The 14503-nt window shown below is 45.6% G+C and carries 12 protein-coding genes; 7 read left to right on the top strand and 5 right to left on the bottom strand.

Going from position 1 to position 14503, the window contains the following annotated elements:
• Nucleotides 1-15 precede the first annotated feature (15 nt).
• Nucleotides 16-657: a response regulator gene (locus EP13_RS16075; protein ID WP_044058170.1), complete on the top strand. Its 642-nt coding sequence runs from the start codon at nucleotides 16-18 to the stop codon at nucleotides 655-657.
• A gap of 75 nt (nucleotides 658-732) precedes the next feature.
• Here the strand turns inward: EP13_RS16075 and EP13_RS16070 are convergent, their stop codons facing one another.
• The 4 genes from EP13_RS16070 to rimK are packed head-to-tail and all read right to left on the bottom strand — an operon-like array spanning nucleotide 733 to nucleotide 4065.
• Nucleotides 733-1671: a hypothetical protein gene (locus EP13_RS16070; protein ID WP_052364454.1), complete on the bottom strand. Its 939-nt coding sequence runs from the start codon at nucleotides 1669-1671 to the stop codon at nucleotides 733-735.
• Between the two features lie 11 nt (nucleotides 1672-1682).
• The gene (locus EP13_RS16065) at nucleotides 1683-2117 is read right to left on the bottom strand and encodes an ATP-dependent zinc protease family protein (RefSeq protein WP_044058169.1); all 435 of its coding nucleotides are present in this window, start codon (nucleotides 2115-2117) and stop codon (nucleotides 1683-1685) included.
• Nucleotides 2118-2127: 10 nt separating this feature from the next.
• The gene (locus EP13_RS16060) at nucleotides 2128-3159 is read right to left on the bottom strand and encodes a succinylglutamate desuccinylase/aspartoacylase family protein (RefSeq protein WP_044058168.1); all 1032 of its coding nucleotides are present in this window, start codon (nucleotides 3157-3159) and stop codon (nucleotides 2128-2130) included.
• Nucleotides 3160-4065, bottom strand: a complete 906-nt coding sequence (gene rimK / locus EP13_RS16055) for a 30S ribosomal protein S6--L-glutamate ligase (protein WP_044058167.1) — start codon at nucleotides 4063-4065, stop codon at nucleotides 3160-3162. It abuts the gene before it with no gap.
• Nucleotides 4066-4350: 285 nt separating this feature from the next.
• Here rimK and EP13_RS16050 point away from each other — a divergent pair, with 285 nt between their 5' ends.
• Nucleotides 4351-4977, top strand: a complete 627-nt coding sequence (locus EP13_RS16050) for a mechanosensitive ion channel family protein (protein ID WP_044058166.1) — start codon at nucleotides 4351-4353, stop codon at nucleotides 4975-4977.
• Nucleotides 4978-4983: 6 nt separating this feature from the next.
• Here the strand turns inward: EP13_RS16050 and EP13_RS16045 are convergent, their stop codons facing one another.
• Nucleotides 4984-8421 (bottom strand): PAS domain-containing hybrid sensor histidine kinase/response regulator, encoded by a 3438-nt coding sequence (locus EP13_RS16045; protein ID WP_044058165.1) that lies wholly within the window; start codon nucleotides 8419-8421, stop codon nucleotides 4984-4986.
• A 271-nt stretch (nucleotides 8422-8692) separates the two neighbouring features.
• Here EP13_RS16045 and EP13_RS16040 point away from each other — a divergent pair, with 271 nt between their 5' ends.
• The 5 genes from EP13_RS16040 (at nucleotide 8693) to EP13_RS16020 (ending at nucleotide 14474) form a co-directional block, all read left to right on the top strand.
• Complete coding sequence (locus EP13_RS16040; RefSeq protein ID WP_044058164.1) at nucleotides 8693-8959, top strand: DUF4212 domain-containing protein; 267 nt, start codon at nucleotides 8693-8695, stop codon at nucleotides 8957-8959.
• 4 nt (nucleotides 8960-8963) lie between these two features.
• Nucleotides 8964-10670, top strand: coding sequence for a sodium:solute symporter family protein (locus tag EP13_RS16035; RefSeq protein ID WP_044058163.1), 1707 nt, complete (start codon nucleotides 8964-8966; stop codon nucleotides 10668-10670).
• 20 nt (nucleotides 10671-10690) lie between these two features.
• A complete protein-coding gene (locus EP13_RS16030) occupies nucleotides 10691-12520 on the top strand; it encodes a DUF294 nucleotidyltransferase-like domain-containing protein (protein ID WP_044058162.1) in 1830 nt (609 codons plus the stop codon).
• Nucleotides 12520-13188 (top strand): 3'-5' exonuclease, encoded by a 669-nt coding sequence (locus EP13_RS16025; protein ID WP_231401245.1) that lies wholly within the window; start codon nucleotides 12520-12522, stop codon nucleotides 13186-13188. The genes EP13_RS16030 and EP13_RS16025 overlap by 1 nt, the downstream gene beginning before the upstream one ends.
• Nucleotides 13189-13307: 119 nt before the next feature.
• Complete coding sequence (locus tag EP13_RS16020; RefSeq protein WP_044058161.1) at nucleotides 13308-14474, top strand: tetratricopeptide repeat protein; 1167 nt, start codon at nucleotides 13308-13310, stop codon at nucleotides 14472-14474.
• Nucleotides 14475-14503 lie beyond the last annotated feature (29 nt).

Here is a 14503-nt window from a genome sequence, read left to right as displayed (position 1 = left end):
AACAAAGGAAATGCAATGATAACGTTGTTAATCGCCGATGATCATCCGCTGTATCGGGATGCCCTGAAAGGGGCGTTATCATTGTCCTTGCCCGCACTGACTCTTAAAGAGGCGGGAGACTTAACCACCACGGTCGATATTCTTAAGCAGGAGGATATCGACTTACTCCTTCTCGACCTGCATATGCCCGGCAGCAACGATTTGTTTGGCTTATTGCATATTCGTAAGCTTTTCCCTCATGTGCCCGTGGCCGTAGTGTCAGGTACAGAGGATAGCACTATCATATCTAAAATCATCAGTGCTGGAGCGCTGGGCTTTATCCCTAAAACCACCAGCTCTGGCAATATAGCAGAGGCAGTGCAAGCCATTTTAGATGGCGACGTTTGGTTGCCTGAAGGGCTAAGTGACAGTGTTGAAGAAGTTGATGAAGCCTTTTCTCAGCTTGCCGATAATGTTGCCTCACTCACACCGTCGCAGTATAAGGTTTTATGCTATATGCGTGATGGCTTGTTAAACAAACAAATTGGATACAATTTAGATATCGCAGAAGCCACAGTGAAAGCACATGTGACGGCAATTTTTAAGAAGCTGGGTATTAACAACCGAACTCAAGCCGTGTTGATTGCCTCTCAGTTAGAATTGGAACCACCTAAGTAAAACCGTTGCAGGGTATCATATTGCCCTGACGCAGAAGCGCGCTTCACCTTCTCTTAATGAATGCTGACAGAGGCACTATGGCTTAGGTGTGCCGGTAAAATAAGGAAGGTAGGTGGCGAGTGCTTGACGGCTTTGTTCACTTAATAATGGGTTTTCAAGTTCAATACGTTGCCTATTTTCCAATAATGCCAAGCTTTGCTTGTATACCTCTAAGGCATAGAGACTTTGCTGTAATTCGCCTGTTTCTAAAAGTATGAGTAACCCCTTGGCTATGCGGGTGGCTAAATCTTCTCTATCTGAACTGACAAAAAAGAACATAGGGCTATCATAATGAATGACAAGGTGAGGCTCGATGGCCAAATTATCGTCAGGAGAAAGGTTATCCCATTCATTTTGTATTTCCAGCACGCTACGTGGAAACATATCAGCAAAGCCTTCAGCAACAATTCTAAACGAGGCGCGATAGGTGGTTTCCAGTACGGGTATATTGTTGTGGCGAAAAATGCGAGTATCTGGCCAATCGTAGCCTTGAACTGCCCGCATCGTTTTTAACGCTGCCAGGCTTAAGGGTTCATTAAAGCGCGTATCGTTTGCGCGGATAAATAAGGTACGCATACCGAATAAGCCGCCCATCAGTGGAATTCTAATCGCTTTATGTTGTTTTTCTCTTTCAATAGACGTGACGCTCCAGGTCACATCCAACATACTGTGTTCTAAGCTTCGTAATTGCCGCTCTTGTGCGACTTCCTGTTCGCTCACAATAAGCTCGAAGGTCCCGTATTCATCTGCTGTTGCATCGAGTGCCATAGTAAGCACCTGCTTCGCATAGGCGTATATCGGGTCTCTACCTGGGTGAACATTGGGTAAACGTAAAACGCTATGGGGTAAGTTTGAGGCTGCCTCTACTGCGGGTTCTTTTATTGTAGTGGCAAACGCTAAGTTCCCAATCACGGCACTGGTGGCAGTGATTAGCGTTGCGCTTAATACAGAAACGAGCAGGCTACGTATAAACATTACCTTTGCCTTTAGTCTTTGCTGGTGAGTAAAAAATCATGTTCAGGGTCAACGATGAAGCGACCACTCATGGCCTCTCTGCCTAACAACATCATATAGGTCATTTCTGACCTGTCAGTGAGTGTGAGCTGAATTTCCCATTCCACACCATCCATAATAATAGGGGTGACTATAACGTAACGCTTTTCACGGGTAGCCGTCGAGCTTTTTACTCGTTTTTGGCCTTCTACTTTGGCTTTACTTCTCACCACTTTATCGACGTTGTAAATATCAGGGTGAATATCAAAACTAATCCAAAGCTCTTCATCCACCTCTATCTCTTCGATATTATCAACATGCAGAGAGGAAGTGGCCGCACCAGTATCCACTCTTACGTTCAGGTCAGTAATGAACAGTGCGGGTAAATCGCACCATTCTACTGCACCTACAATTTTCTTTTGCGTCATTAAGGTATTCTCATTCAACCATGTTTTGTTCGGTTGGAAGTAAGTTATCCTGAAGCCGTTCCACATGTTCAGCCACGCTATCAGGTTGCGAGAAATACGCAATGTGATACACGGCTTCACCTTCTTGAGTTAACGGAATATTTTGTTTTCCAATGACCACGCCTTCCGCTGGACTTTCAATACTACTTAAAAAGGTACCAAAAGGGTCGGCAATATTAGCCAGTTTGTCGCCTTTATTCACATGATCGCCCAATTGCGCCAGATGGGTAACAAAGCCACTTTCCGCCGCGCGCACCCAACCGCTTTGACGCGCAATAAAGCGCTTAATATTGTGCCCTTTACTACGGCTTTTATTTAGCATGCCTAAATGCCGCATGGTATTGATAATGCCTTTAAATCCCGCACGAATGGAAAACTCGTCATACCTAAGGGCTTGCCCAGCCTCGTAAAGTAAAATTTTAACGCCGGCTTCGCTGGCCGCTTCTCTAAGGGATCCATCTCGTAACTCTGCATTCAGCAACACGGGTACGCCAAACGCCTTAGCCATCTCTAGTACGTCTGGGTCGTCTAAGTCGGCGCGAATCTGAGGTAAATTACTACGGTGAATTGCCCCTGTGTGCAGGTCTATGCCTACGTCGCATTTACTGACTACCTCTTTAAAGAACAGGTTCGCTAAACGACCGGCTAAGGAGCCTTTTTTACTGCCGGGAAAACTACGGTTTAAGTCTCGTCTGTCGGGTAAATAGCGTGACTGATTAAGTACACCGTATACATTAACCATGGGCACGGCAATTAAAGTACCGCGTAACCGAGTAATCGCGCTAGAACGAATAAGCCTGCCCACAATTTCAATGCCGTTTAATTCGTCACCGTGTATTGCGGCACTGACAAACATCACTGGGCCAGGGCGTTTTCCACGTTTAACGTATACAGGAATGCTCATGTTGGTGGCGGTATATAGCGGTGGCATTTCCAAATCAATTTTAACGGTTTCGCCAGGAGCAATAGATTGCCCCCCAATCACTAATGTATCCGTGGTCACTTAGCCTTTACCTCTTGTTTTTGTTTTAAATGGTTCAGCACTTTTTTCAATAAAATCGATAATCATGCCAGCCACATCTTTGTTGGTGGCTTTTTCAATGCCCTCAAGGCCAGGCGATGAGTTGACTTCCATGACAACAGGGCCATTGTTTGAACGCAGAATATCTACACCACAGCAGTTTAGCCCCATCGTTTTAGCCGCGTCTACCGCTGTTTTTCGTTCTGCTGGGCTTAGTCGAACTAAGCTGGCTTGGCCGCCTCGATGCAAGTTTGAACGAAACTCTCCAGGTGCGGCCTGTCGCTTCATTGCGGCCACTACTTTTCCTCCCACAACGAAACAACGAATATCACACCCGCCCGCTTCTTTAATAAATTCTTGCACCAATATGCTGGCGTTAAGCCCCATAAAAGCCTCAATAATAGATTCTGCGGCTTTGTGGGTATCTGCAAGTACAACGCCGATGCCTTGGGTGCCTTCTAATAGCTTAATCACTACCGGAGCGCCGCCTACGGTTTTAATGACATCGTCTATTTTGTCGGGGTGATGAGCAAAGCCTGTACGAGGCATGCCAATACCTTTGCGAGATAGCAATTGTAACGAACGCAGTTTATCTCGAGAGCGGCTAATGGCCACTGACTCATTTAGGCTGTACGTTCCCATCATTTCAAATTGGCGAACAACAGAGGTGCCATAGAATGTCACTGAAGCCCCAATACGTGGGATTACGGCATCATAGTGGGGCAGTTTCTTCCCCTTATAACGAACAGAAGGTCTTGCACTGGTGATGTCCATGTAGCAGTGCATGGTGTCAATCACATCCACTTCGTGGCCTTTTGCAATACCCGCTTCTACAAGACGCGATGTAGAATAAAGGCGAGGGTTACGAGACAAAATCGCAATGCGCATGGTGTTATTACCTTAAAAGTTTGTTTATATCGAGATAAAGGGTAGCGCTAGTGATAGCTAGCTTAGGTGTTAGGATGAAATTTAGCCACCTAATTTGCGCGCATAGTAATGGAGCGGAGCGGGTCTGTCCTATGAAAAATTATTGTGGTTTCGATTTTAATAATTGAATGAAGGTCAGCAAGCTTAAGCGTAGTATGCGCCGCTTTGGTTTTACTGTTTAAACCAAGGCTAGGGTAGTTTATCTTAGTACAACGAACGACAAGTACCTGGAGTAGGGAAAAGCAAATGGCATGGTGGCAAGGCGGGGTCAATTGGGTTATTGAGTATCAAAGCAATCTTATCTGGAGCCTAGTGGTACTGGTTTTTTACCTCAGTGTTTCGCGTAAACTTTTACCTAAACTTGAAACCAACATTGAGAAAACAAAATTAAAGTCGACCAGTGCTATCAAGGGGGTTTTTGCTGCAAGAGTGCTGGTGGCAACTTTATCCCTATCTTTACTGCTACTGGCATGGGGCATTGATTTTTCTGGCTTGCTGGTGCTATCAACCTCTATATTGACCGTAACGGGCGTCGCACTGTTTGCCAGTTGGTCATTGTTAAGCAACATTACCGCCTACTTTATCTTGCTTACCAATGTGGCGTATAGAAGAGGTAATTTTGTCCGTATTCTTGACGGTGACAATTATATTGAAGGCTACATCGCTGATGTGGGGCCTTTTAGTACTCGCTTGCTGACCACTGAGCGGGAAACCTTAATGTACCCGAATAATTTAATTTTGACGCGTCCTGTATTGATTAACCCCAAACAAGCATGGGGAACCATGGGCAAAGTTGGGCTAAAAAGCACAGAAGCCGACACCGACTCAGCGCTCCCCACAGCAAATGGACGGAAAAAGCCCACTAAGGTGTAAATTGCGCTAGCTGGCATCGCGAATAAAGCGCGTCATACTTTGAAGAAGGGCGCGCAATTTTGCAGGTTTCAATGGCTTAGCTAGGTAGTTAACGCCTTGTTCCTTACAGCGAGTCACCAAGTCTTCATCGTGGGTCGCGGTAATTAGCGCCGCAGGCAGTACGACATTTTGTGCTGTGCGTATGGCTTCAATTAGTGCTAAGCCATTCTCTTCTTTTTTATGACTTAATTGATAATCCATGAGCAAAATGTGCGGCGACACAGACGCACTGATAGACATGGCATCTTGCCACGTGTTGGCCAATGACACCGAAATGCCCCACTTCTCAAGCAGCGTTTGCATTGCGTCTAAGTTTTCCTTTTGGTCATCCACACATAGGATACGTAAGCCACTAAAGGTGGTATTTTTGGCCTTAACGAAAGCGGCTTGAATTTGCTTTTCGCCGGCATAGGGCAGGGCGAATTTAAATACACTGCCTTTTCCTAGCGATGACGTTACCCGAATCTGGCTATTCATTTGTTCGCCTAAGCGACGCACTATGCCTAAGCCCAACCCCAACCCATGCTCACTACTTTGGTTAGTGCGAAAAAAATCATTGAAAATAGTGTCTATTTTGTCGTTTGAAATACCTATACCAGTATCGTAAACCCCTATTGTCACCTTACCTTTTTGTTTTCTTGCAATAAAAAGGACTTTGCCTTGTTGAGTGTACTTCACTGCATTGGAGAGTAGGTTTTGAGTGATTCTATATAGGAAAGTTTTATCTGCCTTTACCCTTACCGCTTGTATCCGTACGCACAGTTTCAAGCCTTTTTCTAACGCACGCATGCGCATTTCATCAATGAGTGGGGTAAGAAGTGCGCGTAAATCTACATCTTCAATGTCGGGTTTCATTTCCCCTTGGTCTAACCGTGCAATATCTAACAAGGTACCAATAAGCGCCTCGCTGGACGTCACACTATGATTGAGTTTGTCTATGATACTACTCACTTGTGTCGGCAGTTCTTGCTCCTGCAGGGCCGTGATATAAAGCTTTGCTGCATTTAATGGTTGCAATACGTCGTGGCTGGCTAGGGCTAAAAACCGGGTTTTACTGGCATTGGCGTCTTCAGCCGCTTTACGTGCGCGAATAAGTTCTTTTTCAGCTTCAGAGCGACGCTCTATTTCTAATCTAAGTTCGGCGTTAATTGAATGAACTTCTTCAGTACGTTTTTTAATACGCGCTTCCAAATCAATATTAGATTCTTCTAGCGCTTGTTGAATTTCAATGTGCCCGGTAATGTCGTTAAAGCTGGTTACAAAACCGCCACCGGGTAAGGGGTTACCCACCATTTCAATCACGCGGCCGTCTTTACGTTGACGGGTAAATCGGTGGGAAGTGCCCGAACGTAAATGCTCTAAACGTTTCTCAACTTCTTTGTCTACATCCAGTGTGCCAAATTCACCTTGAGCCGCGTTAAAGCGAATGAGCTTTTCAATGGGCGCTCCCACCACTAACAAATCTTCCGGGTAGGTGAATAACGCCGCATAACGCTTGTTCCAAGCCACCAGATTTAGGTGTTTGTCCACCACGCTAATGCCTTGATCCATATTCTCAAGGGACGTCAAAAGCGCGGTCATATTAAACTGCATCGCTTGCGTGGTGTCGTCAAAGAAGTTGATGACTTCAGTAAAGTCCATTTTTTTACCGCGCAATACGCTATCAAGTAACACCTTGGCGCTAGAGGCGCCAATCACACCTCCCAGCGCCCGTTCACAAAAGGCGAGAAAATCTTGCGTAGGCGGTTCTTCTTTGGGCAATTCGCAATGATTTAGCTGTTGATACTGGTCAAGCAATTGCGCGCATCGTCCTTCCCCCATAAACGTAGAGAGGAGAGTGATGAGGTCTGATACCGTTATATTTGTAGAGTGTTTACTCGTGAGATTGCTTTTAACGATAGCAGGAGAGACAAACGCTTCCGCCTGAATTCTGTCTACCAATCGCTGGGGAGCTAACCATGAAAATAATATGTACATCACGGTATTCGCCGCAAGGCTTAACATGGCCCCTTGGCTAATAAGATGGTTTTGCTCTAGGCGCGACACTTGGTCGCTAACAATAGGTAACACTAGCCACAGTACCCAGATGACTAAGCCCACCATGAGGCCAGCATATACGCCATGTGCGTGGGCGCGCTTCCAGTACAAACCGCCAACAATAGCTGGCATAAGCTGGATCACTAAGGAAAAGGCAATAAGACCAATAGAGTGAAGTGAGCGGCTGGACGTCATTTGTTGATGGTACAGGTAGGCCAAAAGCAAAATAAGTCCAATCACCACACGCCGAATAAGGCGAATTTGCTTCGAATAATCCCGCTTTTCGTCTTGTGACTCTCGAAAAGCCAGGTATCTAGGCAATATGACATCATTGGTTAGCATGGTACTCAGTGTCAGTGTGGCGACGATAATCATCGCGGTAGCGGCCGATAAGCCACCAATAAATACAATCACTTGAAGCAACGCCGATTCTGAAAACATGGCTAATGATAAAACGTAAGAATCGGGCTCTACCTGACTGCCTGCAAATACCGTTTTTCCGGCAATGGCAATAATGGGAATAATCGCCGAAATAATCGTGAGATACAGAGGGAACAACCAACGGGCGGTTTTTAAGTGGCTCAGGCTCAAGTTGTCAATAATGGCTACGTGGAACTGCCGGGGTAAGCAAACGATGGCCGCGGCTGCCATGATGGTTTGCGCGATAAAGGTAAATGAACTGAACTTTGAAAGTGCGGCTTCGTTAATGAAACTTTCAAAAAGCGGGCCGGTGGCAGATTGCTTCCACGCACTGTAGCCCACCAACGCCACCAAAATAAGCGCCAGCAACTTGATCGTAGATTCAAAGGCAATAGCCAGCATTAAGCCGCGTCTATATTCGGTTACATCAGTTTGCTTAGTGCCAAAATAGATGGCGAAAACAGCAATAAAAGTGGTAGCCGCAATAATAATGACGTGTGAGTTGGGTTGCTGGGTAAGCAGTTGAAATGTAGAGCCAATAGCTTTTAACTGCAACGCAATATACGGAATGGTTGCCAATAGGGCGATAAGCGTGACTAACAAGGCAACCGTTTGGCGCTTACCGTAGCGGGAAGCGATAAAGTCGGAGATGGTGGTGATATGCTGTTTCTTACTGACCAAGGTTAACTTGTAGATAAATCGATAACCCAGTACATACACCAATATGGGGCCCAGCATAATAGGAAGATATATCCAGGTATCACGACTTGCCTGCCCCACCATGCCGAAAAATGTCCACGCCGTGCAATAGATGCCTAAGGCAAGAGAATAAATGGCCGGATGCGAGGTGAGTGCGCGGGCTGTAGGAGAGTTCTTGTCTCCCCAACTGGCGAGGGAAAACAGCAGAAACAAATATAAAACAGCAAGTGTTACCCAACCAAATGTCATACTTATCCTATTAACTTAAATTTCACAAGTGTTCGTTATTTATGCGCCAATTATACCTGTATCGACCATGGTCTACCTACGACCATGGTCTCATTTGGAATTCTTTCCGTCAGGTCTAGAGTATATTGCAAGCTCCTAAATGCTTGACTTTTACTGTTTTGGAAAGGGATTGCTCTACAACTTTTCAAAGCAGTAATAACGTTAACAAAGCCGAGCGTTAGTGGAATGTAAAAATACAAACAATTAATTAACCTGACATGAGGACGGAACAATGGCATTTAGAAACGATGGCGATCAAAAAGCCTATTGGAAGGAGAACCTAGGTCTCCTTGCCAAGCTTTTGGTTGTATGGTTTGTCGTGTCATTTGGTGCTGGCATTTTATTTGTCGACGCATTAAATAACATCCAATTTTTTGGCTTTAAACTGGGCTTTTGGTTCGCACAGCAAGGCTCAATTTACGTATTTGTCGCGCTTATCTTTGTTTATATGGCAAAGATGAATGCTATGGACAAGCGTTACGGCGTAGACGAGGAGTAATACGATGGACGTTCAAACTCTCACCTTTATCATAGTGGGCGCGTCTTTTGCGCTTTATATCGCCATTGCCATTTGGGCTCGCGCGGGTTCAACAAACGACTTTTATGTAGCGGGTGGCGGTGTTCCCCCAGTGATGAACGGTATGGCCACGGCGGCAGACTGGATGTCAGCTGCGTCATTTATTTCAATGGCCGGCCTCATTTCCTTTATGGGTTATGACGGCGCCGTTTACCTTATGGGGTGGACAGGCGGATATGTATTGCTTGCCCTATGTTTAGCCCCCTACCTACGTAAGTTTGGTAAATTTACTGTACCTGATTTCATAGGTGACCGCTACTACTCACAAACAGCCAGAACCGTGGCAGTATTCTGCGCGATATTTGTGTGCTTCACTTATGTGGCAGGCCAAATGCGTGGCGTAGGCGTGGTTTTCAGTCGCTTCTTAGAAGTGGACATTGTTGCCGGCGTTGTTATTGGTATGGTTATCGTGTTTTTCTACACCGTATTAGGCGGCATGAAAGGCATTACCTATACTCAGGTAGCGCAATATTGCGTAATGATATTTGCCTATATTGTTCCTGCGGTATTCATTTCTATTATGGTGACAGGACACATTCTTCCTCAAACCGGCTTTGGTGCCACCTTGGCCGATGGTTCGGGGATGCACTTGCTGCAGAAACTCGATAACTTGTCTACCGAGTTAGGGTTTCATGAATACACCTCGGGCACCAAAAGTACGATTGATGTCTTCTTTATTACCTTCGCGCTTATGGTAGGCACTGCAGGGCTTCCTCACGTCATTGTGCGCTTTTTTACTGTGCCTAGAGTTCGTGACGCCCGTAAATCTGCAGGCTATGCACTGGCGTTTATTGCCATACTTTATACCACAGCACCTTCTTTGGCAGCCTTCGCCAGAGTGAATATGATTGAAACCATTAACGGGCCAGAACTCACCGGTACCAGTTATGCCGAAGCCCCCAGCTGGATTAAAAACTGGGAACAAACGGGGCTTATCGAGTTTAACGATAAAAACGGTGATGGTGTTATGTTCTACTCGGGTGATGAGCGTAATGAAATGAAGGTCGATCGGGACATCATGGTGCTGGCGAACCCAGAAATTGCTAATCTGCCTGCTTGGGTTATCGCCTTAGTGGCTGCCGGTGGGGTTGCCGCCGCGTTGTCTACATCAGCGGGGTTACTGTTGGTTATTTCCACGTCGGTGTCTCATGACTTATTGAAACGAAACTTTGCGCCGAATATTACCGATAAAGCTGAGCTATTTTATGCAAGACTGGCAGCGGGGGTCGCCATTGTTATTGCGGGTTACTTCGGGATTAATCCCCCAGGGTTTGTGGCGCAGGTGGTCGCCTTCGCCTTCGGCTTAGCAGCGTCCAGCTTCTTCCCAGCAATTATTATGGGCATATTCAGTAAGCGAATGAATGACAAGGGCGCGATTGCAGGTATGGTGTCAGGTATTGCCTTCACTGCGGCTTACATCATTTACTTTAAGTTTATCAACCCTGCTGCGAATACCCCTGAAAACTGGTGGTTTGGTATTTCGCCAGAAGGTATTGGTACTTTGGGTATGATGGTGAATTTCTTGGTGGCCTTTGCGGTATTTAAAGCCACAGATGATGCGCCACAAGAAATTCAGGAGTTAGTGGAAAGCATTCGCTTCCCTAAAGGCTCTGGTGAAGCATCGGCTCATTAACCTAGTAGGAGAAAAAAGGGATGTCGACTATTGCACAGCAAGTTTCAGATTTTCTTGCAACATCGGCTCCCTTTGACAGCTTAGATGAGGCGGCGCGAGATAGTTTGCTTATTGGCGCCGAACTCATTTACCTCACTCAAGAAAAAGCGGCAGACGTTAAAGCGACGTCTGCCGCTTTATACCTTATTCAAAGCGGTCAATATACGGTGAAAGACAGCTTTGAGCCGAAGCGGCATGTTAGCGACGGAGACTACTTTGGTATTCACGGTTTATTAGACCGCCAAACCTACCCAATAGACATCGTGGTAGAAAGTCCGGGTTTAGTTTTTAAGTTTGCCGCTTTGCGGGTAGCGGCGCTCTTCGACAACCCCCATGTTCTTGGTTTTTTTCAAGGGTTACAGCGGAACGATTTGCAGAACCAAGCTGCGTTGTCATCAAGTTCTATGTGGTTATACAAACCACTTGGTGATGTTTTAGAAAAATTGCCCATTAGCACTGATGAAACCACGTCTATTCAGGACGCCGCCGTGTTAATGCTTAAGCACAGCGTGTCTTCATTGCTTATTACACAGCAAGAAACCCTGGTTGGGATTGTCACCGATCGTGATTTGCGCAATAGAGTAGTGGCAAAAGGACATGATAGTCGTCTCAGTGTGAGTGAGATTATGACCAAAGCGCCGGTACAAATTACTCACCAAAAAACCGTGTTCGATGCATTAGCATTAATGACGGAGAAGAACATTCATCATTTACCTATTATTAATAAGCAGACAAACGCCCCTATAGGCATGATTACCGCTACCGATATCGTGCGTCAGCAAAAAGGCAATGTATTGTTTATTATGGGCGCGCTTTCCAAAGCCGATAGCTTGTATGCGTTGACGCGACTGTCTTGGCAACTCCCTCATTATTTGTCTTCACACGCCAAACGGATGGGAGATTTTGATATTGCGGGAAAGGTACTTTCGCAGGCCACCGACATTATGACGCGAAAGCTAATTACGTTTTTTCAACAGGCCCACGGGAAAGCTCCGATGATGTTTGCGTGGTTAGTGTATGGATCGCAAGCGCGGGAAGATCAAACCCTAGGATCGGATCAGGATAATGGCCTTTTACTCGCTAAATCCCCCAATCAAACACAGGCTGAATACTTTCGGGATATGGCGAGTTACGTGTGCCAAGGCCTGGCAAAATGCGGCATAAAGCTATGCAATGGTAATATCATGGCGAGTAATGACGCGCTTCGTTTACCGTTAGATAAGGCCATTGACGAAGCCAAGCAATGGATAGCTTCACCCACTAAAAGCGCCATTATGCACTTTAATATCTTTTTAGATGTGCGTTGTGCAGCAGGAGATATTGATTTGTTTCGCCAGTTGCAACAGGCGCGACAACCCCTATTGAAACAATCTGCATTCCTAGCTGCTCTTGCCAGGCATACTAACGATATCGCTGTACCTTTGTCGGTATTTCAAAAATTCGTTTACGAAAAAGATACGCAGCGTAAAGACACCATTGATATTAAAGTGAAGGCCATCGCGCTGGTGAATAATATTGCGCGGGTATATGCCCTAGCGGGTGGTGTGCAGGTACCTTCTACCTTAGCGCGCTTAACTGCTTTACCTCAACAGGCTGGACTTGCTAAAAAAGATGCCGACAATTTACGTGATATTTGGCTATTTTTAAATCGCTTACGGTGGCGACATCAATTAGACAATAAAGCGACTGACAGCTGTGTGTCTATAGGTTCATTGTCTTCTATCGAAAAACATCAATTAAAAGCGTCGTTAAAAGCCATTGAAAGAGCTAAACAAGCCATGGTCATGAAATTCTCTGGTGGTATGGGGTAGTGTGGTCGTTAAATTTATTGTGGCGAAAGCTATGTGGCAACGATTTGCACTTACTCAACATAGCCAGTGCGAATTTAGATTTACTGGCTGTAGATTTAGAACTCACCTCGCTGCAAGTGGAAGACGCTGAGATAACGTCAATAGGCTGGGTAGCGGGTAAAGCAAACTCGGTGATACTAGACTCCAGTTACTATCGCCTAATCAAAAGTGACGCACAGTTAGGGCAAAGCCCAATTATACACGGACTTACGCCTGATCTACTGAATAAGGGCGAAGGTCTTAACGACGTGGTTGAAGCCCTTCGTTCAGCCATGCTGAATCATGTGCTTGTTTTTCACAATGCCATGTTAGATTTAGCGGTGTTAAACAAAATATTTGTTCGCTACCGTTTACCAAAAATAGAAGTGGTCTATTTTGATACGTTAAAGTTGGCACTGTACCTTCTAGAGAAACGACATACCCTTGTTCCACAGCGCGGTGTATCTCTTAGCCGCTGTCGCGCCCGCGCAGGTTTACCAAAAGCGCCCGCTCACAACGCACTCGATGATGCCCTTGCCACCCTTGAGCTTTGTTTTGCACAACAGCACGAGATGGGGCTCACTAAAGAGCACGCGTTTAATCGGCTCATTCACACCCACGCAATAGGCTGGTTTACCTTAGGCAAATAAGCGTTTCGAAGTGTGAAGCCCAGCTAAAGTCATCGATCTTTATTGTTGTGTTAATAAATTGTTAAAATGGGTATCTTGAACTATACTAAAGTTATAGCGACGGGAAGTAAGGGCATCAAATGAAACGTCTGTGTTTAGCACTCCTATGGGTATGCGTTGTAACAGGCTGTGCATCAACCTCTAAGCCGGTTGTGCAAAGTCCGTATCCTGCACTGCATGATGAATTATTTACAAGCTATGAAGCGTTTCCGGTAGAAACTGAGGAAGAGGTTTTCTACCTGAGCCCAGAGGCCAAGGCCTTTGTAGACCGCGCCACTATTATTTCCGGTGGAAGTGCCCATCATAAAAGCGTGAAGAAATTAGTATCAGCGATTTTCGATCATTCAGAAATGGGGTTGCTATATCGTAACAATGCTAATTCTACTGCTGATACCACATTTAATAATCGCGCAGCGAATTGTTTGTCTCTCTCTATTATGACCTACGCCATGGCTCAGCATGCCGGTTTTGAAGCAAAATTTTATGAAGTTGATATACCTGAGTACTGGACCCGTAGAGAGGGTTTTAGTTTTCTGAACGGGCATATCAACCTTCGTGTTGGCATATCGAAAGATCCCACCGTTATGAATATAGGGCCGTCTTTTGCTGACGTAGATTTTGACCCACAAATGCTACGAAATCACTTTCCCCGCATTAACGTGACGAAAAAGCGTATCCTCGCCATGTTTTACAACAACAAAGGCGCTGATGCATTGATAGCAAATAGCTACACTCGGGCATACAGTTACTTTAGAGCGGCAGCGGTCCTCGCGCCCGAGTTAGAGCAAAGTTGGGTAAATTTGGGCGTCTTGTATCGTATGGTTGGTGAATTTGATTATGCCCAACAAAGCTATGATTACGCGCTCAACTTAAATGAGAATAACCTAACCGCATGGGAAAACTTAGCCATATTGCATCGACACAAAGGTGAAATGGATAGAGCGGATGAGATTAAGGTCATGGTGGATTTTCGCCGTAAAAGTAACCCTTTCTATCATTTCATTCTAGGGGAGCAAGCGCTTGAAGAAGGTCGATATGAGGAAGCACTTACGTTTTACCAACGGGCACTAAGGTTAGACAATACGAGGCACGAAGTGGTGTTTGGGATGTCTAAAGTGTATTACGCCCTTGGCGATATCTCAAGTGCCGAACGCTTTCTAAAGCGCGCTGTTCTACTGGCACCTAATGAACAAGACGAGCACAGGTATACAAGTAAACTGTCTTCTTTAGCGAATAACGAAACGTAAAAAGCCATGGAAGTTCCATGGCTTTCGCT

The organism is Alteromonas australica (assembly GCF_000730385.1).
GTDB lineage: Bacteria > Pseudomonadota > Gammaproteobacteria > Enterobacterales > Alteromonadaceae > Alteromonas > Alteromonas australica.
Note: the sequence above shows the minus strand (reverse complement) of the source record. Positions and strands in the feature narration are given on the sequence as shown.

What these genes read in the sequence shown, in the direction of transcription:
- EP13_RS16035 (WP_044058163.1), top strand. Translation starts at nt 8,964, where the DNA reads ATGGACGTTCAAACTCTCACCTTTATCATAGTGGGCGCGTCTTTTGCG.
- EP13_RS16040 (WP_044058164.1), top strand. Translation starts at nt 8,693, where the DNA reads ATGGCATTTAGAAACGATGGCGATCAAAAAGCCTATTGGAAGGAGAAC.
- EP13_RS16020 (WP_044058161.1), top strand. Translation starts at nt 13,308, where the DNA reads ATGAAACGTCTGTGTTTAGCACTCCTATGGGTATGCGTTGTAACAGGC.
- EP13_RS16070 (WP_052364454.1), bottom strand. Translation starts at nt 1,671, where the DNA reads ATGTTTATACGTAGCCTGCTCGTTTCTGTATTAAGCGCAACGCTAATC.
- EP13_RS16075 (WP_044058170.1), top strand. Translation starts at nt 16, where the DNA reads ATGATAACGTTGTTAATCGCCGATGATCATCCGCTGTATCGGGATGCC.
- EP13_RS16065 (WP_044058169.1), bottom strand. Translation starts at nt 2,117, where the DNA reads ATGACGCAAAAGAAAATTGTAGGTGCAGTAGAATGGTGCGATTTACCC.
- EP13_RS16045 (WP_044058165.1), bottom strand. Translation starts at nt 8,421, where the DNA reads ATGACATTTGGTTGGGTAACACTTGCTGTTTTATATTTGTTTCTGCTG.
- EP13_RS16030 (WP_044058162.1), top strand. Translation starts at nt 10,691, where the DNA reads ATGTCGACTATTGCACAGCAAGTTTCAGATTTTCTTGCAACATCGGCT.
- EP13_RS16050 (WP_044058166.1), top strand. Translation starts at nt 4,351, where the DNA reads ATGGCATGGTGGCAAGGCGGGGTCAATTGGGTTATTGAGTATCAAAGC.
- rimK (WP_044058167.1), bottom strand. Translation starts at nt 4,065, where the DNA reads ATGCGCATTGCGATTTTGTCTCGTAACCCTCGCCTTTATTCTACATCG.